This window comes from Emticicia oligotrophica DSM 17448 (assembly GCF_000263195.1).
GTDB classification, from domain to species: domain Bacteria; phylum Bacteroidota; class Bacteroidia; order Cytophagales; family Spirosomataceae; genus Emticicia; species Emticicia oligotrophica.
This window is the reverse complement of sequence record NC_018748.1, coordinates 2,042,348-2,067,148: the sequence shown is the minus strand read 5'-3', so window position 1 is coordinate 2,067,148 and position 24,801 is coordinate 2,042,348. Positions and strand designations below refer to the sequence as shown.

At 37.3% G+C, this 24,801-nt stretch carries 21 protein-coding genes; 11 read left to right on the top strand and 10 right to left on the bottom strand.

All coding sequences use genetic code 11. From position 1 onward, the window contains the following. Positions 1–93 precede the first annotated feature (93 nt). Positions 94–3,336 carry a VCBS repeat-containing protein gene (locus EMTOL_RS08550; protein ID WP_015028880.1) on the top strand — a complete coding sequence of 1,081 codons (3,243 nt, stop codon included), beginning with the start codon at positions 94–96 and terminating at the stop codon, positions 3,334–3,336. Positions 3,337–3,339: 3 nt separating this feature from the next. Here the strand turns inward: EMTOL_RS08550 and eat are convergent, their stop codons facing one another. Next, positions 3,340–4,653, bottom strand: coding sequence for an ethanolamine permease (gene eat / locus EMTOL_RS08545; RefSeq protein ID WP_015028879.1), 1,314 nt, complete (start codon positions 4,651–4,653; stop codon positions 3,340–3,342). A 336-nt stretch (positions 4,654–4,989) separates the two neighbouring features. Between eat and cysS the strand changes: the two genes are divergently transcribed. Beyond that, entirely contained in the window at positions 4,990–6,477 is a 1,488-nt protein-coding gene (gene cysS / locus EMTOL_RS08540) for a cysteine--tRNA ligase (RefSeq protein WP_015028878.1), read from the top strand. Between the two features lie 68 nt (positions 6,478–6,545). On the opposite strand, the gene EMTOL_RS08535 is transcribed toward cysS, so the two are convergent. Continuing rightward, entirely contained in the window at positions 6,546–7,547 is a 1,002-nt protein-coding gene (locus tag EMTOL_RS08535; RefSeq protein ID WP_015028877.1) for an SMP-30/gluconolactonase/LRE family protein, read from the bottom strand. 182 nt (positions 7,548–7,729) lie between these two features. Between EMTOL_RS08535 and EMTOL_RS08530 the strand changes: the two genes are divergently transcribed. The 3 genes from EMTOL_RS08530 to EMTOL_RS08520 all read left to right on the top strand — a co-directional run bounded on the left by EMTOL_RS08530 (position 7,730) and on the right by EMTOL_RS08520 (position 10,008). Next, entirely contained in the window at positions 7,730–8,407 is a 678-nt protein-coding gene (locus tag EMTOL_RS08530) for an AlbA family DNA-binding domain-containing protein (RefSeq protein WP_015028876.1), read from the top strand. A 105-nt stretch (positions 8,408–8,512) separates the two neighbouring features. Beyond that, positions 8,513–9,460, top strand: a complete 948-nt coding sequence (locus EMTOL_RS08525) for an NAD(P)-dependent alcohol dehydrogenase (RefSeq protein ID WP_015028875.1) — start codon at positions 8,513–8,515, stop codon at positions 9,458–9,460. Between the two features lie 17 nt (positions 9,461–9,477). Beyond that, the gene (locus tag EMTOL_RS08520) at positions 9,478–10,008 is read left to right on the top strand and encodes a GrpB family protein (RefSeq protein ID WP_015028874.1); all 531 of its coding nucleotides are present in this window, start codon (positions 9,478–9,480) and stop codon (positions 10,006–10,008) included. Here EMTOL_RS08520 and EMTOL_RS08515 read toward each other — a convergent pair. From EMTOL_RS08515 to EMTOL_RS08505, 3 genes are all read right to left on the bottom strand, one after another. Continuing rightward, positions 10,003–10,797, bottom strand: a complete 795-nt coding sequence (locus EMTOL_RS08515; protein WP_015028873.1) for an amidohydrolase — start codon at positions 10,795–10,797, stop codon at positions 10,003–10,005. The two genes, EMTOL_RS08520 and EMTOL_RS08515, sit on opposite strands and share 6 nt — an antisense overlap. Before the next feature lie 72 nt (positions 10,798–10,869). After that, positions 10,870–11,445, bottom strand: a complete 576-nt coding sequence (gene def / locus EMTOL_RS08510; RefSeq protein ID WP_015028872.1) for a peptide deformylase — start codon at positions 11,443–11,445, stop codon at positions 10,870–10,872. A gap of 7 nt (positions 11,446–11,452) precedes the next feature. Next, positions 11,453–11,908: a GNAT family N-acetyltransferase gene (locus EMTOL_RS08505; RefSeq protein WP_015028871.1), complete on the bottom strand. Its 456-nt coding sequence runs from the start codon at positions 11,906–11,908 to the stop codon at positions 11,453–11,455. Between the two features lie 20 nt (positions 11,909–11,928). Between EMTOL_RS08505 and lipB the strand changes: the two genes are divergently transcribed. Together lipB and EMTOL_RS08495 are read left to right on the top strand one after the other, a co-directional pair. Further along, positions 11,929–12,645: a lipoyl(octanoyl) transferase LipB gene (gene lipB / locus EMTOL_RS08500; RefSeq protein WP_015028870.1), complete on the top strand. Its 717-nt coding sequence runs from the start codon at positions 11,929–11,931 to the stop codon at positions 12,643–12,645. 189 nt (positions 12,646–12,834) lie between these two features. After that, positions 12,835–16,026: a VPS10 domain-containing protein gene (locus EMTOL_RS08495; RefSeq protein WP_015028869.1), complete on the top strand. Its 3,192-nt coding sequence runs from the start codon at positions 12,835–12,837 to the stop codon at positions 16,024–16,026. A gap of 197 nt (positions 16,027–16,223) precedes the next feature. Here EMTOL_RS08495 and rpsG read toward each other — a convergent pair whose 3' ends face one another. Then, on the bottom strand, positions 16,224–16,691 hold the full coding sequence (rpsG, locus tag EMTOL_RS08490) for a 30S ribosomal protein S7 (RefSeq protein WP_015028868.1): 468 nt from the start codon (positions 16,689–16,691) through the stop codon (positions 16,224–16,226). A gap of 148 nt (positions 16,692–16,839) precedes the next feature. After that, positions 16,840–17,250, bottom strand: a complete 411-nt coding sequence (gene rpsL / locus EMTOL_RS08485) for a 30S ribosomal protein S12 (protein ID WP_015028867.1) — start codon at positions 17,248–17,250, stop codon at positions 16,840–16,842. A gap of 382 nt (positions 17,251–17,632) precedes the next feature. Here rpsL and EMTOL_RS08480 point away from each other — a divergent pair, with 382 nt between their 5' ends. Beyond that, entirely contained in the window at positions 17,633–18,340 is a 708-nt protein-coding gene (locus EMTOL_RS08480; protein ID WP_015028866.1) for a hypothetical protein, read from the top strand. A gap of 177 nt (positions 18,341–18,517) precedes the next feature. Then, positions 18,518–19,592 (top strand): peptide chain release factor 2 gene (prfB, locus tag EMTOL_RS08475; protein WP_015028865.1). Its coding sequence is split into 2 segments (ribosomal slippage): positions 18,518–18,577 and positions 18,579–19,592, totalling 1,074 coding nucleotides; the frame shifts between segments, so codons are not numbered across the junction. A 72-nt stretch (positions 19,593–19,664) separates the two neighbouring features. On the opposite strand, the gene EMTOL_RS08470 is transcribed toward prfB, so the two are convergent. Next, a complete protein-coding gene (locus EMTOL_RS08470; protein WP_015028864.1) occupies positions 19,665–20,780 on the bottom strand; it encodes an alkane 1-monooxygenase in 1,116 nt (371 codons plus the stop codon). A gap of 119 nt (positions 20,781–20,899) precedes the next feature. Here EMTOL_RS08470 and EMTOL_RS08465 point away from each other — a divergent pair, with 119 nt between their 5' ends. After that, entirely contained in the window at positions 20,900–21,493 is a 594-nt protein-coding gene (locus EMTOL_RS08465; protein WP_015028863.1) for a HupE/UreJ family protein, read from the top strand. 134 nt (positions 21,494–21,627) lie between these two features. Continuing rightward, the gene (locus EMTOL_RS08460; protein WP_015028862.1) at positions 21,628–23,010 is read left to right on the top strand and encodes a protein-disulfide reductase DsbD family protein; all 1,383 of its coding nucleotides are present in this window, start codon (positions 21,628–21,630) and stop codon (positions 23,008–23,010) included. A 33-nt stretch (positions 23,011–23,043) separates the two neighbouring features. Here EMTOL_RS08460 and aat read toward each other — a convergent pair whose 3' ends face one another. Together aat and EMTOL_RS08450 are read right to left on the bottom strand one after the other, a co-directional pair. Further along, positions 23,044–23,664 carry a leucyl/phenylalanyl-tRNA--protein transferase gene (gene aat / locus EMTOL_RS08455; protein ID WP_015028861.1) on the bottom strand — a complete coding sequence of 207 codons (621 nt, stop codon included), beginning with the start codon at positions 23,662–23,664 and terminating at the stop codon, positions 23,044–23,046. Positions 23,665–23,775: 111 nt separating this feature from the next. Further along, positions 23,776–24,771 (bottom strand): toxin-antitoxin system YwqK family antitoxin, encoded by a 996-nt coding sequence (locus EMTOL_RS08450; protein ID WP_015028860.1) that lies wholly within the window; start codon positions 24,769–24,771, stop codon positions 23,776–23,778. Positions 24,772–24,801 lie beyond the last annotated feature (30 nt).

The window sequence follows — 24,801 nt, the reverse complement described above, 5'->3', positions numbered from 1 at the left end:
TTTGTTTCATATAAAAGTTGATAGAAACGGAGCTATATTTGCTCCGTTTCTTTTGTTTTTCATCAAACCATGATTTTTTCATACGTCAAAACCATGATACGTCGTTATTTTTTTCTTTCGATAGTTTCTTTTTCCACTATTGCCGTATTGGGTATTATTTCGTGTTCATCAAAAAATACTAAATTCGAAAAACTCAGTGCTCAAAAAACAGGCATAGATTTTATTAATAAAGTAGAAGAAAACGACACTCAAAACGTACTCAACTATGAGTATTTCTATAATGGTGGAGGTGTTGCTGCCGCCGACTTTAATAATGATGGCCTTCTTGACCTTTATTTTACAGCTAATCTTTCGAGCGATAAACTGTATATCAACAAAGGAGATAAATCAATTAAATTTGAAGATATTACCGAAAAAGCAGGCATTACTTATAATGGTGAATGGAAAACAGGTGTTTCGGTAGTTGATATCAATAATGATGGCTGGAATGACATTTATGTTTCGGTTTCGGGAAATATTGACAATCCCTCTCTTCGAAAAAATAAGCTTTATATCAATAATAAAAATCTAACTTTTACTGATAAAGCTGCCGAGTATGGACTCGACAGTGATGGCTATACCACACAAACTGCATTTTTTGATTATGACAAAGATGGCGATTTAGACGCTTATGTCATGAATCATAATGTGAAAGATTTTAATCGCTTCGATGTGCAGGCCATTCATGCCATGAGGGATTCTTTAGCGGGCGATAAACTTCTTAAAAATGACAACGGAAAATTTGTTGATGTTTCGGTTGAAGCAGGCATCAAAGGTAATCCAATTGGCTTTGGCTTAGGCCTCCATATTGCCGACTTAAATAATGATAATTGGCCAGATATTTATGTTTCAAACGACTACATTGAATCTGACTATCTCTATATCAACAATAAAAATGGCACTTTCAGTGATAATATCGCTCTAATGACCGACCACACAAGTTATTTTTCAATGGGCAATGATATTGCTGATTTTAATAATGACTTGCTTCCCGATATTATCACGCTTGATATGCTTCCTGAAGATAATAAACGTCAGAAATTGCTTTTCGGACCTGATAATTATGAAGCTTATCTTTCTATGCTTAAAAATGGTTTTCACCCAGAAACCATGAGAAATATGCTTCACTTGAATAATGGTGATGGTACTTTTAGTGAAATAGGGCAAGTAGCGGGTATTTCAAATACCGACTGGAGTTGGGCAGCTCTTTTTGCCGATTATGATAATGATGGATATAAAGATTTATTCGTGACGAATGGTTATCTCCGTGATTATACCAATATGGATTTCATGAAATACTACGCCGATAAGAAAAATAGTGGCGAAGTAACGCTCTTGGAAATCATCAAGCAAATGCCCGCAACTCTCAATTCAAATTATATATTTAAGAATAATGGCGACCTTACTTTTTCTAATTTAACTAAAGAATGGGGAATTGAATTACCAATTAACTCAAACGGTGCGATTTATGCCGATTTAGATAATGATGGAGACCTCGAACTGATTGTCAATAACGTAAATGCAGAAGCAAGCATTTATAAAAACTTACAGCAAGAAAATGAGCCACAAAACTACGTGGAACTTTCGCTTAAAAATGCCAACAAAAGCCTTGAAGGAACAAAAATATATGCCTATTCAGGTGGCTTAAAACAATATCAAGAAGTAAGCAGCCTGCATGGTTTTCAGAGTAGTATTGCAGCACCTTTACATTTTGGTTTAGGCAAAAATCAGCAAATTGATAGCCTTCGAATTGTATGGAATGATAATACCACTCAAGTTATTCGCAACTTAGCTGCCAATAAAAACCATACCATCAGCTACCAAAGAGGAATTGAGTATCAACCATTCGAAAATGACAATCCATTTTTTGTACAAGTGTCAGACCAAGCTTTCAGCCACGCACAAATGCCTCTCAACGACTTTGCTCGCCAAGTACTTCTACCACAAATGTACTCTTATCAAGGTCCTGCTTTGGCCGTAGGAGACATTAACGGAGATAAACTGGAAGATGTATATCTGGGTGGAGGCAAAGGCTCTCAGGGCAAGATTATCATTCAAGACAAAATGGGTAATTTTCGTGAAACTAATCAAATGGTATTCAAGCAAGATGAACTTTGTACAGATGCAGATGCTGCTTTCTTCGATGCCGATAATGATGGCGACCTTGATTTATATGTTGTAAGTGGAGGCTATGAATATTTGGTTGATGATTTTCTGCTACAAGACCGCCTCTATTTGAATGATGGTAGAGGAAATTTCTCTAAATCGGAAGACCGTCTGCCTGTATTCCGAAACTCAAAAAGTAAAGTAGTGCCTTTTGATGCCGATAATGACGGTGATTTGGATTTATTTCTAAGTGGTTATGTAGTTCCTCAAAACTATCCAGCCTTCAACCCTTCAGCTCTTCTAATCAACGATAAAGGTGTTTTTAAAGAAAGTCAAAACGAAATTTTCACAAAGCTTGGTTTGATAACCGATGCTGCCGCAGTTGATGTGAACAAAGACGGCCAAAAAGACCTTGTATTTGTAGGAGAATGGATGCCTGTAACAATTTTGAAAAATCAGAAAGGGCAATTCACGAAGCAAGAAATTCCAGGAACGAATGGTTTCTGGCAAAGTATCGAAGCTGCTGATTTAGATAATGATGGCGACCAAGATATTGTTGTGGGAAATATGGGGCAAAATACACAATATAAAGCCTCTCTAAACGAACCTTTTACCCTCACCGTAAAAGACTTCGATGGAAATGGAAAGATTGACCCCATCTTATCTTATTATATTCAAGGAAAAAGCCACCCAGCTTATAGTTTAGACGAATTGGCTACACAAGTACCGAATCTACGTAAACAATACACCAATTATCAATCTTATTCTGAAGCCCAGACTACTGATGTATTGAAGTTTTTAGGCGATAATGACTCATTTACGAATAAAATTTTCGAATTATCATCTGGCATTATCATCAATCAAGGCGAAAACTTCATTTTCAATAAATTGCCAATTGCCGCTCAGTTTTCAATGGTTAATACAATTAGTATAAAAGACCTGAATGGCGATAAACTTCCTGACTTATTACTGGCAGGAAATAATACCAAAATGAGGGCGAGAATCGGAAATATTGATGCTAATCACGGTCAAGTATTTATCAACAAAGGTGGAGCCAATTTCGAGTATATTCCTCAACACAAATCTGGCTTAAATTTACGTGGTGATGTAAAAAATATGGCTTGGGCAGGAAATAAATTACTATTCGGACTCAATAATGCTCCGATGAAAATTTACCAGAAAAACCTTTAAATTTTACCAATCCTTCTTGATTAACAAGGCCAATAAGAAACTTCCGCCTAAAAGACCAAAGAAAATAAGGGAAAGGTTAAAATTGTAAATAATCATCGCAACCAAAGCAATAACCGCAATAATTAAAGCTAAAATTGGTGAAAGTGGGTAAAACGGCACATGGAATGGTCGTTTGAGTGAAGGCTCGTTTTTCCGCAAAACTAAAAGAGAAACCATTGAAAAGATATACATTGTCAGAGCACCAAAGGCCGAAAGAATAATAATATCAGCCGTTGAATTGCTCAATAATGCAATAATCCCAAAAAACATGTTTAATAAAAGTGCATTGGCTGGTGTCTTGAACTTTTCATTGACCTTACCCATAAATTTGGGAGCATTTCCAACTCTGCCAAATTCGAAAGTGGCTCTACCAGCGGCCAATACTAAACCATGAAAAGAAGCAATAAGTCCGCAAGTACCAATGCCAACAATTAGTTGATAAACTCCACTCGTATCGCTCATGATATTGCTCATTCCCAAAGGTAAAGGAGAATCTGATGCTAAGCCATCAGCTTTATAAACGATTGTTTCCCAACCTCCAATACCAACGGCAGTAATGAATGTAAGCACGCATAAAACTACCAAAGTTGCCATCGCAGAGCTAAATCCCCAAGTTATATCTTTCTGCGGGTTATTCGATTCTTCCGCTACATTTGCCAACCCTTCAATTCCTAAAAAAAACCAAATCGCAAAAGGTAATGCTGCGAAAGCACCACTCCATCCATTCGGCAAATTTTTGATTGAGAGATTTTCGGTTTTAAAATACGGAAATGTAAAATACCAAAATATTATTAGGCCCAATACGGCCAAAATCGTAATGATAAGTTCGAATGAAGAAGCGAGTTTTGTACCTAAAATATTAAGCAAAGTAAAGCAAAAATATGCCCCAATGGCTACAACTGTAATTGACAGTTGTGGAAAAACCGCATTGAAATATGCCCCAATACCCACGGCAATTGCTGGAGGAGCAAACAAAAATTCAATATTCTGGGCCATTCCTGCTACAAAACCCCATTTTTTCCCCAAAGCTCTATTAGCATAGTCAAATGCACCTCCAGCTTTGGGTATGGCACAAGCTAATTCGGCATAACTCAACGAAAAAGTCACATAAAGCACAATTACCACAAATGTAGCTACTGCCATTCCAAGAGTACCACCTTTTTCAAGGCCAAGGTTCCAGCCAAAATACATTCCTGAAATTACGTATCCAACACCTAAACCCCATAGCAGCGTTGGTGTAAGGCTTTTTTGCAATTTTTGTTCGTTTGTGTTTGTCATTAACTTTAAAATTAGGGTTTCATTTTTTTAAAGTAAATCCATAATTCTCTAAAAATCAAGCAACTAATACTTTCATTTTACAAAACTTATCCCGCTCATCAATTTTTTAACATAATAAATGCCTTAGGTGTAGTGGGTTTTAATAAACGTTCTGTAATTTTGTAAAAAATCTTCTAAAGAATGCTTTTCAAATCTACTTTTCGATGTTGTTGTTGCTGCTAACTATTCTCCCAACAATAGTAGATATATTCTTTTTTTACATTGATAATAACTAAGATTGGTGAGTAAATACGTTATTAACTCACCGAATCATACTTTTCATTCAACATTGTTTCTATGCAAGTTTTAAAAATTTACAATACGCTTACACGTCAAAAAGAAGAATTCCAACCAATTGTACCCAATCACGTAGGTATGTATGTTTGTGGGCCTACGGTTTACAACAATGTTCACCTCGGTAATGTGCGTACATTCATGACCTTCGATGTGCTTTATCGTTATTTATTGCACTTGGGTTATAAAGTGCGTTATGTCAGAAATATCACCGATGTTGGACACTTAGTAGGGGATGGAGATGAGGGAGAAGACAAAATCGGGAAAATGGCTAAACTCGAAAAACTTGAGCCAATGGAGGTAGTACAACGCTACACCAATGATTTTCATAATGTTTTAGAAAAATTTAACTTTTTACCACCAAGTATCGAACCAACTGCTACGGGTCATTTAATTGAACAAATTGAAGCAGTTAAAACCTTAATCGACAAAGGTTTAGCCTACGAATCGAATGGTTCAGTTTATTTCGATATTAATAAATATAACCAAGGAGGGAATGATTACGGAAAACTTTCGGGAAGAATCTTGGAAGACCTTTTGAATGAAACCCGTGAATTAGATGGCCAAGCTGAAAAACGAAATCCTTTAGATTTTGCTATTTGGAAAAAAGCTAATCCCGAACATATCATGCAGTGGCCGAGCCCTTGGGGAATGGGTTTCCCAGGTTGGCATTTAGAATGTACTTGTATGAGTACCAAATATTTAGGAGCACAATTTGATATACACGGAGGCGGTATGGACCTCAAGTTTCCACACCACGAGTGCGAAATTGCTCAAGGAGTTGGAATTACGGGCAAAGACCCTGTAAAATACTGGATGCATTCAAATATGCTTACAGTGAATGGCCAAAAAATGTCGAAATCTTTGGGTAATTCATTCTTGCCAGCGGAGCTTTTTGCTGGTAGCCACCCACTACTTGAGCAGCCGTATAGTCCAATGACGGTTCGCTTCTTTATGTTGCAATCACAGTATCGTAGTACACTCGACTTTTCTAATGATGCACTGAGAGCCTCACAAAAGGCTTTCCGAAGAATGATAAATGGCCTTAGAATCGTAAAGACGCTAAATTATGAAGCAGTTGAGGTAGCTATTGATGAAAAGAAAAAACAAGACATCGAAAAATCTATTTCAGCATTCTACGATGCCATGAATGATGATTTGAATACGGCTGTAGCGATTGCTCAGTTGTTCAATCTCTTGAAGTATGTAAACATGATTTACATGAATCAGCTTCAACCTGCCGCTTTGGGTGAAGAAACTTTCAATGCACTCAAAGATAATTTTGTACTTTTTATTGAAGGAATTTTAGGTTTGAAAGAAGAAAAACCAGAAAACTCAGAGGCGGTGCTGAACGGTATGCTAAATCTTTATCGTGAATACAAAGCCAACCAGCAGTACGACAAAGTTGACGAGATTAGAGGTTACTTCAAGTCAAACGGTATGAGTATCAAAGATATGAAACATCGCATCGACTGGGCTTGGGAAGAATAAGGCATATCATTTCATAAAAAAGCCACATCCGTTAATAACAGATGTGGCTTTTTTATCTCACCAATTCATCAAAATCCATTACCAACAGTAAGTGTTTGTACACGAAGTAAATACATATCGGCTGTGATGTAAAGCATCGAACCATCATTTCCAAAAGCACAATTGGCAGTTGCTTCTCCAGTATCTATTCTTCCTAAAAGTTTGGCATCTGGCGATAAAATCAAAACTCCACCTGGGCCAGTTGTAAAAATATTACCTTTTTTATCAATTTTTAAGCCATCTGGCAAGCCTTTTAGGCCTTGCTTTACCATTGGAGTCATATCATAAAATATTTTTCCCTTACCAACTTTTCCATCCTTTAAAACAGGGTATGCCATTAAATAGGCTCGGTCGGGGTCTGACTGTGCTACGTATAAAGTTTTTTCATCTGGTGAGAAAGCCAAACCATTAGGACGAGTTAAATCTTCAATAATCAGCGTAACCTTTCCTGCTTTATCAACTCTATATACACCAAAAAGTGTGGTTTCTCTACTTGGGTCATTTTCTTTTAGACGTAAACCATAAGGTGGGTCAGTAAAATAATAATCTCCATTTGATTTCTGAACAACATCATTAGGGCTATTAAACCTTTTACCCATATAATTATCAGCTAATGTTCGTTTTCCACCTACTTTTAGAGGCATCTCTGCCAATCGGCGGTCTCCGTGCTCACACGAAACCAAATTCCCCATTTTATTAATAATCAGACCATTACTGCCCGGCTCATCGCTATAAGGTTCGATACCCGTATAGCCCGATGGTTTTAGAAATACACTAACCCCCTCGCCTTTTTTCCAACGATAAATAGTATTAGCTGGTACATCTGAGAAAAGCAAGTACTCGCCATCTTTTACCCATGCGGGGCCTTCTGACCAAACAAAACCCTCTCCCAAGACTTCAATTTTTGTGTCTTTATCTAAAATCTTATCCAACGCTGCATCATAACGTTCAATTTTACCAATGGTCTTCGACTGAGCTGTAATAATATGAGTTATCATAAAAAATAAAGGTAAGAGTAGAATTTTTTTCATAGTTTGATTGAGTTGAAAACTAAACAAACGAAATTAAACTAAGTTATGATAATAAGTGTTAAGATTTTGAAAATTTTGTTGAGCTACTTTGATAAGCCCTACAAAAAATATATTTTTAGAAAAGGTTTTTACGTTCTTTCCACACCTATTCGTTGAAAAGAACCGAACCATTCATTCGGGAAATGATGGTAGATTACACAATGGCTCCGCATTCAAAGCTTGATTTGCGAGCACTCAAAGAACTTGTTCGCCATGGCGAAAATAAGTTCGTAGAATTTAAACTAAAAACAAACCACCCTGAAAAAATTGTCAGGGAAATGGTTGCTTTCGCCAATACAGATGGAGGAAGACTAATTGTAGGTATCGGCGATGACAAGAGTATAAAAGGCTTGAAATTTCCCGATGAAGATGAATACATTTTGCAAAAAGCTATTGAAAAATATATCTATCCCGCCATTGATTATGACATCGAACGCTTGATTGTAGAGGGTGAGCGAGAAGTTTTGGTCTATAATATTCAGAAAAGTCCATTTAAACCTCATTATGTAGATTTAGATGGCAATCTTGAAAATCGCAAAGCTTATGTACGTGTAGCCGACCGCTCAGTACAGGCCAGCAAAGAAATGCGTGAAATACTGAAGGGAGAGCGAAAATCTTTGAATATTTGTATTAAATACGGAGATAAAGAACGTGTTTTGATGCAATATTTGGCCGAGCACCCAACCATAACGGTTGAAACTTATGCAGAAATTGCCAAGATTCCTCGTAAAATTGCTTCACGCACACTCGTTCTGATGGTCCTTGCCAATGTGATTAAAGTAGAACCTCACGAAGTACAAGATTTTTTTGCGGCGGCTTGAAGGTTTTCCACAAATTTTTCCCTAATAAAGTCTTTTATTGCCTTTTGTCAATATTTGGTGGTTTAATTTGCTGCTTAGTTTTTGTTTTGAATCAAAAACAAGAATATGAAAGCAATTATAAATACTGAATACGGCTCGGCTGATGTACTTAAAATACAAGAAATTGAAAAACCAACGCCAAAACCCAACGAAGTTTTGGTGAAAATTTATGCAACAACAGTCAATCGAACCGATACGGGTTTGCGTTCGGCCGAATATTTTATATCAAGATTATTCACCGGACTTTTCAAGCCAAGGTTTCATACACTCGGTAGCGAATTTGCAGGAATTATTGAGCAAATCGGTGAAAATGTAAAGTCATTCAAAGTCGGAGATGAAATATTTGGACTCAGCACTTCAAACTTTGGCACACATGCCGAATACCTCGCCATACCCGAAAGTGCTTCGATTGCTCTTAAACCCAAAAACTTCACTTTCTACGAAGCCGCTTGTATTTGTGAAGGCCCATACCTTGCTTTGAATTATTTAGCAAAATTCAAGATTGATAAAAACACCCAAATACTTATCAACGGTACTTCTGGTTCAATTGGAAGTTCGGGCTTGCAACTAGCCAAATATTTTGGTGCGGAAGTAACGGCCGTAACCGATACTAAAAACCTCGCTTTGGCCAAGACTCTCGGGGCTGATTTTGTAGTTGATTATACCAAAGAAGATTTTACGGCCACTAATAAAAAGTTCGATTTGGTTTTTGATGCCGTCGGCAAAAGTTCATTCTTCAAATGTAAAAAACTACTGAAAGAAAATGGCACTTATTTCTCAACCGAATTAGGGTATTTATCTCAGAATGTCTATCTACCGCTTTTCACCAAGAAAATCATTTTCCCGATTCCGAGAGACACGAAAGAACAAGTAGAGTTTTTCAAAGATTTAGCCGAAAAAGGGCATCTTCGTGCCATAATTGATAGAACTTATACCTTGCATGAAGTTGCCGAAGCACACCACTACGTCGAAAAAGGAATGAAAGTAGGAAGCGTTTCTATCAAAGTTGTTTGATTGGGATAAGAAAAACGATGCTGATTCAAGAATATAGAGAAAGTTGGATTGAAGATTTCAAGGCTATCAAAAGTGTTATTACTGATGCTTTGATAAGGCTAAATATATCTGTTGAACACGTTGGAAGTACCGCCGTTCCGAAGTTGGCAGCCAAACCAATCATTGATGTTGATATTGTTTACGGAAAAGATGTGTCTTTTGAAATCCTAACAAAGAGATTGGAAAAAATAGGGTATTATCATAACGGAAATCAGGGAATTATAAATCGAGAGGTATTTAAAAGAGGAATGTGGAGAAGTAAACACCAAGTACTCGACACAATTACACATCATTTATATGTTTGCCCAGTTGATAGCGAAGAATTACAAAGGCATATTAGATTCAGAAATTATCTGATTGCTAATGAAACTGCCAGAGCTGAATATCAAAAACTAAAGTATCAAATTGCTGCTGCTGTCAATCAAGATAAAAAGCAATATGCAGCACTAAAAGAAGTTGAAGCGAGAGCTTTTATAAATGATATTCTTACAAAAGCTGGCCAATTATAGATTAATCACAAACCTATCTGCATCTAAATAAGCCGGAAAACGTTGACGAAATTCATCGAGAGAAGAGCGATCGAGTGTGTGGTGGTAAATAATTTCGTTGTCTATTTCACGGAAAAGCACTTTTCCAGTAAAATCAATGACCGCCGAATTACCCGAATGCGGAAAACCGTTGCCATCTTCGCCCACACGATTGACTCCAACCACATAACTTTGGTTTTCGATAGCCCGAGCCACCAAAAGCGAATCCCACGGGTACATACGCACTTGAGGCCAGTTAGCTACGTAAATCAATAAATCATAGTCAAGATTAATATTTCTGCTCCAAACTGGAAAACGTAAATCATAGCAAATAAGCGGACAAATCTTCCAGCCTTTGATTGACTTGATAAGTCGCTTCTTGCCATCGGCATAAACATCATTTTCTTTAGCCATTCTAAATAAATGACGCTTATCATAAGTATCTATTTCGCCCTCTGGCGTAACCCAAAGTAGGCGATTATAATAATTTTCTCCTTCTTTAATAATCACACTACCCGTAATAACCGCACCAGTTTGTGCCGCGATTTGCTTCATCCAACGAGTAGTTGTCAGATTCATCGGTTCGGCAAATTGCTCGGCTTTCATCGAAAAGCCTGTTGTAAACATTTCGGGTAAAATAATTAGGTCGGTTGACTCCGAAATAGAAAAAATCTTTTCTTCAAGCATAGCCAAATTCGCCGTTGGGTTTTCCCAATGGAGATTTGTTTGAACCAACGAAATTCTTAGATTTTGGCTAACGCTTTCTGACATTTTTTTGATTGTGTATTTTTGGGTGACTTGTTGGGTGGCTTCGACTTCGATCAGCCACCGAACAATGTCGATTTACTTCGGAAACTTCATTCGATAATCTACATCCACTTCACCCTTCGTGATATTGGTAAGTTTTTTCTTCAACATTTGCTTTTTCAATGAAGACAAATGATCTGTAAACAAAATACCATCAATGTGGTCGTATTCGTGCTGAATGATACGAGCGGCCATACCTTCGTAATCTTCGATGTGCTCATTCCAATCTGTATCGAAATAACGAATCTTTACAAACTCTGGGCGGTACACATCAGCTCTTACACCCGGAATACTCAAGCACCCTTCTTCGTATGCCCATTCTTCGCCAGATTCTTCAATGATTTCTGCATTAATAAATACTTTTTTAAAATCTATCAACGATGGGTCAATGTCTTCATCGGTTTCTGCACTTTCATTGATTGGGGTTCCATCAACTACAAAAACACGAATATCCATGCCAATTTGTGGGGCAGCCAAGCCAACGCCCGACGCCGCATACATGGTTTCAAACATATCATCGGCTAATTTCTTTACATCTATCTCACCTTTTTCAATATCACGTGCTTCTTTTCTCAGAACGGGGTCTCCGTAAGCTACAATCGGGTATTTCATTGCTTATTTATTTTAGAATTTTTCGGAGCAAAATTCTATTATCATCTATTTGCTCCTTGGGTTCTACGTTTTCAATTAAAAAATTATTCTTCAAAGCAAAAATCAACATTGCTTTAAAACGATTACGTGTCTTTAGAGTAATTGACTTAAAGCCTTGTTCTTTTGCCCAATTTTCTTGCTTTTCAGCTAATATTGTGGCTATTTTATCTTGGCGGAATTTTGGTAGCACACCTCCCAACCACGTATAGAAACTTCCATCTTGGTCTCGGTCGTAGCCAACCTTAAATCCTGCCAGTTCATTGTTTTTTATCGCAACTAAAATCAAATGCTTCGTGTTAGATAATCGTTGAAGGTAAGTTTCTTCGCCATAATTTCCAGTATTAAACTCAGGGATTTTATTAGAAATTTCGATACATTCGGCAATAGTACCTTCACGAATAACTACATTTGTATTGGCATTCATGCTACAAAGTTACGAAACTGATGAATAATAATCTTAATAAAACCGTACAGTTTATTGATTTAGGCCTAATTGATTATCAAGAAGGTTGGGATACGCAAGAAAAACTCTTTGCCCAAATCATAGATATAAAAGTTGGGAATCGAAATCTCGCATCAGAAGAGCAAAAAACAACGCCCAATTATCTACTTTTTTGTCAGCATCCACATGTTTATACACTTGGCAAAAGCGGAAAAATTGATAATCTTCTTCTCGATGAAAATGGCTTAGAAGAAAAACACGCAAAATTCTATAAAATAAATCGTGGCGGAGATATTACTTATCACGGCCCGGGGCAATTAGTGGCTTATCCGATTTTAGATTTGGAGAATTTCTTCACTGATATTCACCGATATATGCGTTTTTTGGAAGAAGGCGTAATTCTGACTTTAGCCGAATATGGAATCGAAGCAGGCCGAATAGAAGGTCTGACAGGCGTTTGGCTTGATTCCATTAAACAAGAAAATCCAAGGAAAATCTGTGCAATGGGCGTAAAATCAAGTCGTTGGGTAACGATGCACGGTTTAGCTTTGAATGTAAATACTGATTTAAACTATTTTCAAAATATTGTACCCTGTGGCATTGACGACAAAGCCGTAACTTCAATGGCTACAGAACTCGGAAAACTACTTGATGTGCAAGAAGTAGGAGCGAAGCTAAAAGGTCATTTAGGTCGCCTTTTTGAAATGGAGTTTGCATAAGGATTTACCACAGAGGCACAGACGGTTCGCCGCTGCGATTACACAGATTAACACAGATTTTTTCCGTGATAATCTTGTAATCCGTGCCTCCGTGGTGAAAAAACAACCTTTTCATCTCAACCTTTGCATTTTCTGATATTTGAGATTTATTTTACCCTATTGATATACCTATAAAACCCTTCAACAAACATGAAAAAAAACTACTTTCTGAGTTTTTTCCTATTCACTTTGCTCTCAACGGCAGCTTTTGCCCAAAAACTCAACACCGATTTATTCAAGAAAATGAAAGCCCGCAGCATTGGCCCAGCCGTGATGTCGGGTAGAATTACTGCGGTAGATGCGGTTTGGGAAAATCCCAATATCATTTACGCTGCTTCGGCATCGGGTGGTGTTTGGAAAAGTGAAAATGGTGGTACTAAATGGCAACCTATTTTTGATGATATGCCATTACAAAATATTGGTTCGATAGCTATTCAACAATCAAACCCTTCGGTGGTTTGGGTGGGAACTGGCGAGGGAAACCCTCGAAATTCTATCAATTTAGGTGCAGGAATCTACAAATCGCTTGATGGTGGTAAGACTTGGAAGCTAATGGGTTTAGAAAAAACTCGTAACATTCATCGAATTTTGATTGACCCAACCAATCCAAATGTAGTTTATGCAGGCGTAATCGGAAACCCCTACGCCGAACAACAAGAAAGAGGGGTTTATAAAACAAGCGATGGCGGTGAAACTTGGCAAAGAGTTTTGTTTACAAATGAGAAGTCGGGCGTTGCAGATATGATTATGGACGCCAAGAATCCCAACAAACTCTTCGTGGCCATGTGGCAACACAAACGCACCGCATGGGATTTCAAATCGGGAGGTGAAGGTTCTGGTTTGTATGTCACTTATGATGCAGGAAAGAGTTGGAAAAAACTATCTAAAACTGATGGTTTGCCAGAAGGAGATTATGGCCGAATTGGTTTAGCGAGCTGTCGTTCATACCCCAATCGTGTTTATGCTTTGATTGAAGCTACTAAAAACGGACTTTATCGCTCTGATGATGGAGGAATGAAATGGGAAAAAGTAAATGATGACCCTAAAGACGTAACCAATCGACCGTTTTATTTCAATGATATTTTATGCGACCCAAAGAACGAAAATCGACTTTATAGCCTTTACCAAGTTATTTCGGTGAGTGAAGATGGTGGAAAATCATTCAAAACTACTGCCTCTTTCGACCAAGCACATGCTGACCACCACGCTATTTGGATTCATCCTGAAGATAATAATTTTATCATAAACGGAAACGATGGTGGAGTCTCGATTTCAAGAGATAGAGGTAAAACATGGACTTTCGCAGAAGCTTTACCTTTAGGACAATTTTATCACGTAAACGTCGATAACGAAATTCCTTATAATATTTATGGTGGTTTGCAAGATAATGGCTCATGGCAAGGGCCTGCTTATATCTGGAAAGAGGGCGGAATAAGAAATTATAGCTGGCTTTCGGTAAATGGAGGCGATGGTTTTGACGTAATGCCCGACCCCGAAGATACACGATATGGTTATGCGATGTCACAAGGTGGCTTTTTAGGAAGGTATGATACCAAAACTGGACAATCTACGATGATTCGTCCGCCACAGGTAGATATTAAAACGCGTTTGCGTTTCAATTGGAATGCTGCTATTGCTCAAGACCCATTCGAGAAATCTACTATTTATTACGGTAGCCAATTTGTACATAAAAGTTCAAATAAGGGTATGACTTGGGATATCATTTCACCCGATTTGACAACCAATAATCCAGAACACCAAAAGCAAGATGAAAGTGGCGGGCTTTCGCTCGATATTACTTCGGCCGAAAACCATAATACCATTCTTACATTAGCACCATCTCCTAAAGAAAAAGGAATACTTTGGGCAGGAACTGATGATGGAAACGTGCAGCTAACTAAAGATTTTGGGCAAAACTGGACAAATCTCACTTCAAAAATCAAAGGTCTTCCTAAAGAAGGTTGGATTTGTCAGATTCAACCCTCAAAATACAATGCAGCAGAAGCCTTCGTAACTGTAAATAATTATCGTCAAGGAGATTTTGCTCCATATATATTCCGTACTAAGGATTTTGGGCAGACTTGGGAGCGAATCGTTGACGAAAATAAGGTTCGTGGCTATGCATTGTGTTTTCTACAAGATCCAACTACTCCCAATTTAATGTTTTGTGGCACAGAGCACGGCCTTTGGGTAAGTATTGACGAAGCAAAAACTTGGACGCAGTGGAAGGCTGGCCTACCTTCTGTTTCGACAATGGACCTTACGATTCAAGAACGCGAGGCAGATTTAGTAGTTGGTACATTTGGTCGTGCCTTATATGTTTTAGACGATATTCGCCCACTCCGCAAAATTGCCCAAACTTCTGGGAAGATTTTAGAACAAAAACTCGCTGCCTTCGATACTCCAGATGCTTATTTGGTAGAATTCACTCCACAAATTGGTTACAATACCATCGGTGATGGAATGTACGAAGGAGAAAATCGTGTAGCTGGAGCAAGAATCAGTTATTTTGTGAATGTTCCGAAAAAAGAAGAGAAAAAGCCTGAAGATAGAAAAGATGCTCCGATTATAAAAACACCAAGTATTAAGTATGATACAGTTTATGCTAAAATCTATGATGAAGTAGGCAAGCAAATCCGTACATTATTTAGTATTCCTGATTCTTCTGGCCTTCATCGTATCACATGGAATTTGACCGAAAAAGGTTTCCGTTATCCTAATAGCCCGAAACCTAAAAAAGGAGCTGCCGAACCAAGTGGTATCAATGTTTTACCAGGAAAGTATAAAGTTATACTTAGTTTTGGCGACCAAAAAGATTCAACCAGCATAACCGTTAAAGCCGACCCAAGAATTAATTTCGACAGAAATGCAGAAATAGCTAAAAAAGAAGTTTATGAACGTCTCAAAACCAGTATTTCGAAACTTACTGAAGCTACCGATCGCCTCACAGAAGCCAACGATATTACTGAAAAGCTAATGAATCAGGTAAAGGATAATGAAGGAAAAGACATAGACGACCTCAAGAAGCAAATAAAAGCTATTCAAGATACGATTAAAGCTAAAAAGGAGTTGATTGTAGCCAAACCGCTTGAAAAACAAGGTTATGGCCGACCTTACAGAGTAACGCCACTGACTAAAGCACAGGAATTGATGATGTATTTGAGTAGTCGACAATCCGTACCAACAAAAACAGAAAACATGATTTTCGAGCAATTTGATGGCCTAACGAAAGAATCCATTGCAAAAATCAACACATTCTTTGCTACTAATTGGATTGATTTCAGAAAGAAAGTAGAATCAATGAAGCTGAGTATGTTTAAAGATTATGAAATGATTCGATAATTTTCATTTATCTTAATAATTCTTATTTTAACGACGGCAAGGTTTTGAACCTTGCCGTCGTTGTTTTCGCTGAAAAGGAATTGTGGCACACTTTAAAAGTATGCCACAATTTTTTGCCTCGCAAATACAAAAAAGCCTCAAATACTGTTAGCATTTGAGGCTTTTTATATATTGATTCTTTAACTGTTTCCAGAAAATTAGAATCTGAAGTGAGAGAACGCCTTGTTGGCTTCTGCCATTCTGTGCGTATCGTCTTTCTTCTTAACGGCTGCACCTTCACCTTTTGAAGCAGCGATGATTTCACCCGCTAAACGTTCTGTCATGGTTTTTTCTCCACGCTTACGAGCGTATCCGATTAACCATTTCATACCTACCGATTGTTTACGGTCAGCACGAACTTCCATCGGAACTTGGAATGTAGCACCACCTACACGACGGCTTTTTACCTCTACGCTTGGCATTACGTTTGATAATGCTTTTTTCCACAACTCAAGACCGTTTTCTTTTGTACGGGTTTCTACTAACTCTAATGCACCGTAGAAAATAGAGTATGCAAGGCTTTTCTTGCCATCATACATTAAGTTATTAACGAATTTCGTTACAGTTACGTCTCTGAACTTCGGGTCAGGTAATACGTAACGCTTTTTTGGTTTTGCTTTTCTCATTTTTTGAAATAAGGTTTCGTTCTTGTAAACTAATTCACCTCTGAATTGCTCCGAGATTACTACCCTGTTGTTAAGCTTTTATTATTTGAAAAACTTGAACGTTTATCTTCTAACCGAAAACTTTCAACTGGAAATTATTTACAGGAAATTATTTTTTCTTTCCTTTAACTGGAGCTGCTACTTGACCTGGTTTAGGACGTTTCGCACCGTATTTCGAACGGCTTTGCTTACGATTATTTACACCTGCAGTATCTAATGCACCGCGAACAATGTGATAACGTACCCCTGGTAAGTCTTTTACACGACCACCACGAATCAATACGATTGAGTGCTCTTGTAAGTTGTGGCCTTCACCTGGGATGTAGGCGTTTACTTCTTTTTGGTTTGTTAAGCGAACACGAGCAACTTTACGAAGTGCTGAGTTTGGCTTCTTTGGAGTCGTAGTGTAAACACGAGTACAAACGCCACGACGTTGTGGACATGAATCCAACGCCGGAGACTTAGATTTCCAAGTCATTTGTTCTCTGCCGTTTCTTACTAACTGTTGTATAGTAGGCATTTTTTTAAATAATTGTTTTCGTTTAGATACTAATTTCCAATTAGGGCTGCAAAGGTACAAGTTTTTTAATGAAAAGAAAAACTTTTTTGGAAGATATTATTGATTTATTGAGATTTTGTTTGTAAAAGCTCAAATTTGAAGTAAATAGAATGAGTTTGGTACATCTCTAACCACTTAGTCTCACATGAAAAACTGTGTTTTTCTTCACTAAAATCATAGAAAAAACTACTTATTACAAGCCTGATAATCAATTTTTTAGATTACAATTCATTATTCTACGGCTCATTTTATGTTTGCTACTTCCAACTATTTCAGCAACATCTGAATCTCTTTTTATGACCGGTCAGAAAATTTAATCAACACAAAACAAATTAAATAAATTATGAATAAGTGGGTTTCGTATAGTTGTATTGCTTTAGCATCGGTTCTTACATTAGCATGCGATAAAGCAGAAGTTAGTAATCAGGTTAGCGTATTTTCAAGTTTTGAAAATGGCTTTGAGGGTTGGATTGTAGATTTGGCAGAATACAATACTTCAATGGATAGTAGTTCGATAGAATTCAAGTATGGTGTTGAAAAAATCCCTTCCGATTCAACCAAAAAAGGTTTACGCGTACAAAGCCATAATCGTAGCGACGATATGTTTATGTATGCAAAGAAAAAAATCAGTGGTTTGAATAGTCAAAAAACCTATGAGGTTTTCTTCAATATTGAATTAGGTACTTATTTTCATGCCAATAGCGTCGGAATTGGTGGCTCTCCTGGCAGCTCAGTTTATGTAAAGGCTGGTGCGTCTTCCAAAGAACCAAATAAATATTTAGAGGGAGACTTTTATAAGTTTAATCTTGATAAAGGAAATCAAGCAGAAGGAGGAAAAGAGCTAATTACCATCGGCGATGCTTCAAACGGCCTTTCCGAACCGGGTTTTAAAGTTGTGAATCGAAACAATACTGGAAAATTGGTCACAGTAAAACCTAACGAAAAAGGCGAAATTTGGCTTTGTGTAGGCACTGATTCTGGTTTTGAAGGTCTAAGTGTTTTATACTATGATAAAATAAGTGTTTATATCAAAGAGAAAGCCACTCTTTAGAGTCTAACCAAGAAAACCAGCTCTTTGAGAATAAGAGTTGGTTTTTTCTCTACTTCCTACCACTCAAATCTCTTTTATTTATCTAATCCGCTGTTTTCTAAGCAATTATCAGTAATTTCGCACCTCATTTGAGAAATGCTCATTTCTCATAAACAAAATCATTCATTCACAAATACTATGACTACCGAACAATTGAAGGAGTTAAAGGCCAGATTGGCGGCCTTGAGGGGGTATCTTTGACTACGATAGTAAGAAAGAACAACTCGATGATTTAGAACAACAAACTGCTCAACCTGAGTTTTGGACAGATGCTGCCAAAGCTGAAAACGTGATGAAACAAGTACGTGTTTTGAAAGGTTGGACAACCGGATATGAAAATGCCGATGCGGCTATCGGCGACCTCGAAACACTCTTCGAGTTTTATGAAGCTGGTGAGGTTAGTGAAGAAGAGGTTGATGAAGAAGGTGCGAAAGTGACTACAATTATTGAAGAATTGGAGTTGAAACGCATGCTATCGAACGAGGAAGACCAAATGAGTGCCATTCTTGAGATTAATGCAGGTGCAGGTGGTACGGAAAGCCAAGACTGGACAAGCATGCTCATGCGTATGTATATGATGTGGGCTAATAAGAAAGGGTATAAAGTTTCTGAACTTGATTATCAAGATGGTGATACTGCTGGCGTAAAATCAGTTTCTTTACAAATTGATGGACCAATGGCTTATGGCTTCTTGAAATCTGAAAACGGGGTACATCGCTTAGTTAGGGTTTCTCCATTCGACTCAAACGCTCGTCGCCATACTTCATTTTCATCAGTTTTTGTTTCTCCATTAGTTGATGATACGATTAATATAGAAATCCGTGACGCTGATATTGAAATTCAAACTTCACGCTCAGGTGGTGCTGGTGGACAGAACGTAAACAAAGTTGAAACCAAAGTACAATTGACTCACAAACCTACGGGAATTGTGGTTGTATGTCAGGTAGAGCGAAGTCAGTTGGGTAATAAAGAACGTGCGATGCAGATGTTACGCTCGAAACTTTACCAATTAGAAGTAGATAAACGCAATGCTTTGAAAGCGGAAACTGAAGCTGGAAAAATGAAAATTGAGTGGGGCTCACAAATTCGTAGTTATGTATTAGATGACCGCCGTGTGAAAGACCACCGAACCAATATTCAAACTTCAAATACTGAAGCTGTATTAAATGGCGACATTGATGATTTTATCAAAGGCTATTTAATGGCAAATTAATAATATGGTGATTTCTGCCAACGTCGGCAGGGTTTAAAACCCTGCCGACGTTCAAATGATATCCTTCTTTTTTCAAGCAAACTGCTTGACTACTTTAATAATATGTTCTGTATCTACACTATTTTGCTGCCACTCTTCTAAACGTCTATTCATTATTTTAAACCAAATAGGTGGCACAAGCGACATCAGAATCATCATCGTATAACCAAATGGCAATTGTGGGCTTTCATCAAAATGCCTCAATACTTGATAAGGTCGAGCAGCATAAGCATGGTGGTCAGAGTGTCGTTGTAAATTAAAAAGCAATACATTACTATAATAATGATTAGCATTCCACGAGTGAAGTGGGTTTACTTTTTCATAACGCCCATTTTCGAGCTGTTTTCGCAAAATTCCATAATGTTCGATGTAATTGACACATTCTAAGGATAAAATTGCTATGATGCTTTGTACAACAAAAAACAGTAAGACAATCCAAGCAATTTTATGCATAGACTCACTGAAAAGGGCTGTAAACAAAGCACAAAGAAGAATTGGCAATACTACCGCCCAAATCATTTCATTACTAATACTCCAAATACTCTTATTGTTTTTCTGAAGCAGTTTTTTCTCGATTTTCCATGCACTTTTAAAGCCTCCTATCACACTTTGCCGCCAAAAACTAAAAACTGTTTGATTTTTACGAGCAGTCGCAGGGTCAAGAGGAGTAGCGACGTGCACATGATGCCCACGATTATGCTCTACAAAGAAATGCATATAGCAAACTGAAATCAAAGCTGCACGAGCGTGAAACTGTGCAATTGGACTTACCCGATGCCCTAGTTCATGTGCCACATTAATGATAGTCGATGCATAAACTCCTTGGCTAAGCATTAGCCCTAAAATCTGATACCAAGTAAGCTTATCGTGAGTAAGAATATAACAACCCCACGCAAGGATAAAGTATTGAATATAAACATGTGAATAAACTAGAAAATCGAAATAGCGGTCTTTGATTAGTTTTTCAAACTCATCAGCACTCGCATTTTGCGAATCTCTACTCACAATTTCATCAAGAATGGGTATTAAACCATAGGCATAAATGAATACAAAATATGTCCAATTTGGTGTAATAAAATAATAACCTAAGATGTAGAAGGCAATGAAAGAATAGCCCCATGCAAAACCGATTTTTTTTCTGATACCCATGGTTTACTAATTTTTCGTTGTAACTTTAAAACAAACAATACAAATCTTATCATTTTGTTGGAATAATCCTACCATAAACATTAATATTTAGATAGGATAAAAATGCGGAATCCCTAATCATGAGCGAGTTTTTGGTTTACTTACAACTTGGCTATCAACACATTACAGATTTGAATGGCTATGACCACATCTTATTTGTTGTAGCTCTTTGTGCTATATATCGAATTACTGACTGGAAAAGAGTATTATATCTCGTTACAGCCTTTACAGTTGGGCATTCTGTCACACTCGCCTTGGCGGCACTCAATGTGATAGAGTTTGATTCTAGGCTTATTGAATTTCTAATTCCAGTAACAATTATTATCACGTGCTTCTCAAATTTATTTCATAAAAGTTCTGATAGCGTGCTCAATCCTGAGGAGTTTTCTCGTATAAGATATTTCATTGCTATGATGTTTGGGCTTATTCACGGAATGGGCTTTTCAAGTTATCTAAAAAGTCTTTTAGGCAAAGACCAAAGTATTATTCTCCAACTATTAGCTTTTAATATCGGGCTTGAATTTGGCCAATTAATCATCGTAGGCATTACGATGGCCACTTCCTTTTTAGTTTTAGATGGTTTTAAGATTCGCAAACATACTTGGAATCTTCTTTTATCAGCTTTTGTGGCTGGGGTAGCCTTCAAACTTATGACCGAAAAATGGTATTTTTAAAGGTTTTTTCGGTAAATAACACTTCTATTTGACTTATTTTTTCAAAAAAACTTAATTCGTTAGATAATGCAGGCACTTTTGCATCAAATTTGTGTTATCTAAAAAAATAGTCATCATCAAATCTAATTTTGTTAATGCAAGAAAGTACATCTCTTATTGGTTTTCTCCTGACGGCGTTCTTTGCGGGCTTTGCCGCCATCTTTATGCCGTGTATTTACCCAATTATGCCCATGACGGTAAGTTTCTTCACCAAACAATCGCAAGGCACTCGAAAAGCCATGTTTTATGGACTTTCAATTATGTTTGTATTTGGGATTATTGGTTTAGTAGCTACTGTTTTTGGAGCACCATTTTTAAACTTTATCAGTACACACTGGGTTCCTAATCTTATATTTTTTGTTATCTTCATCATTTTTGGGGTATCGCTTTTAGGGGCATTTGAAATTGTATTGCCACACAACGTGGTTAATAACATCGACCGTATGTCGGAGCGTGGTGGTTTGGTTGGAATTTTCTTTATGGCTCTTACTTTAGTGGTTGTTTCTTTCTCTTGTACAGCTCCATTTGTAGGTTCATTGCTTATTATGGCAGCGAAAGGCGAAGTATGGCGTCCGCTTTGGGGAATGTTGGCATTTGGCCTACCATTTGGAGTAATTTTTACTTCTTTAGCTATGTTTCCACAATGGTTGAAGAGTTTACCGAAATCAGGTGGTTGGATGAATGAAATGAAAGCCGTTTTTGGTATTTTGGAATTTGCCTTGGCACTTAAATTTTTGAGTAATATCGACCTTACTTACCATTTTAATTACATCTCAAGAAATCTATTTTTAGTTATCTGGATTATCATTTTTGCCGCCATTGGACTGTATATTTTCGGAATTATTCGTTTGCCTAAAGATAGCAAAGTGCAGAAATACGCTCCGCAACGCATATTTTTTGGTTTATTATTTTTGGCTTTTGCAGGCTACATGGTTCCGGGCGTAACCCATGGTAAAGAATTAAGTCTTTTGTCGGGTCTTTTACCGCCTAAAACTATTGCAACAACCGTTGCTGATGGCTCTAAACTCAGAAATTTACCCCATGATTTAAAAGGGTTTTATGATTATGATGATGCCTTGGCCTATTCAAAAGAAGTTGGAAAACCATTGTTTATTGACTTTACGGGTTATGCTTGTGCCAATTGTCGAAAAATGGAAGAAAACGTTTGGCCACAACCAGAGGTTTTGGAGAAATTAAAAAACGATTTTGTGATTGCCTCCTTATATGTTGATGATAAAAAAGAGCTCCCCAAAGAGAAACAATTTACTTCGAAATATGATGATGAATTGAAAGTAACTGTGGGCGATAAAAATATGGATTTAGAGATTGTGAAATATAATAATAATGCCCAACCGTATTATGTAATTGAAGACTCTAATGGCAAGTTGATTGTAAAACAGCCCATTGGCTATTCATCAAAAGAAAACTTTTTGAAGTTTCTGAATGAAGGTATAAGTAATTTCGAAAAAAAAAAATAAACAAAAGGCCTCTCATTAACGGAGAGGCTCTTTTTATTTTCTTCCAAATAAATGCTCAACTTCAACTTCTGTAAATCGAGCCTTTTTAGTAACGGCATTTCTTAGTAAATTCAAATATTTGGCTTTCGGTATTTCAATTGCACCAAAACGCTTTACATTATCATTAATAAACTGGGTATCAAGTAATTCGAAACCCTGCTGACGAAGAGTTTCGATTAAATAATGAAAAGCAACTTTTGAGGCATTAGGCACTCGATAAAACATTGATTCGCCAAAAAAGACAGCACCAATAGCAACCCCATATAAGCCACCCACCAACTCATTATCTAAGTAAGCTTCCACACTATGAGCAAGCCCCATAGCATTTAAACCAGAATATGCTTCAATAATTTCATCAGAAATCCAAGTCTCATCTGAGTCGCTTCTGGCATCTGCACAACCACGCATCACTCCTTCGAAATCATGATTAAAGCGTATTTCGAAATAGTTTTTGTTCAATATTGGGCGAAGAGATTTCGCTGGCTTGTAAGTATCAAGGGGAATAATGGCACGGGGGTCGGGAGAGTACCAGTATAATGTACCATCGGTATCGGCCATCGGAAAAATGCCATTAATATATCCATAAATTAAGTCGTCGGGCGAAAGTTTGGCCATTCAAAAAACTAAGCTGTATGTAAGCAAAGTTAATGAAAAATTTGAGACATAAAAATTAACGTTGTTAAGGTTTTGAATCTAATCGTCGCTAAAATAATAACTCTCTTATTATCAGTTCTTTTTAATTTTTGGCGATTCAAAAGTAATTCTACCTCTCTCATCATATTCATAAACCACATACGATTCGAAAGTAGTATCGTAGCAGTCTTTACCGTATTGTACTTCTTTTCTTCTACGATTTCCTGTCGGATAATACTCTACCCAGCGGCCTACTTTCACGCTATCATCCATCATACCCTGCTCGGCCAAAGTACCACTTTCATTAAATAATAGATACTCACCCGTAACCTTTCCATATAGTTTGGGAATCACCTCCTTTATTTTTGTTTTTCTTTCATCGAAATATGAAATTTCTGAATCTTGATAAAAACCACGCTCATAATACTCTTTGTTGAGTAAGTTATAATTCTTATCATAGAGCTCCCAACGCCCATCTTTTGCCCCGAGATAGTACCAGCCTTCTTCAACAACTAAATCGCCTAGGTATCTTTTATAAGGGCCATGCATTAAATCATTCGTAGCACGGTCACGGCCGAGTCCCTCTACAATTTTATTGGCTTTGCGGTCATACCAATATAAATGTCTATTGTATGGATTCGGCTGGGAAAAGTCTTTCAACGTATAAAATTCTAAGAACGTTAGGTTATTACCCGTACCTTGTCTAATCAGTTGTTTAGTTACCTTTATTCCCTCGTAATCTTTACCATTAAACTCATGCTTCATAGTTTTTATCTCTTTCTGAACATCTTTAATGGTCTTTTTGAGTTTTAAGCCTAAATCTGGTAAAGTTTCAGTAGCAAATTTTTTCGCATCATCTATGTTTGAAATATTCGTTCCCCCGGGTAAAGATGCCGAAGCCCTTGGAGTTGTTACCCCAACCGGAAGCCTATCAAGCTTTTCTTGAATTGTCTCTTTTTCATAACCTTTTTCGCCCTTGCGTTTCGCTTTTGGAACTGCATCGGTTGATTGTGCGAAAATCAACGATGTTGAAGTGAAAAATAGGCACGAAATAAAAGTTAAGCGGTATATTTTATAGTAAAGTTTCATTTTCGGTGATAATGGCAGTAATTTTGCTAT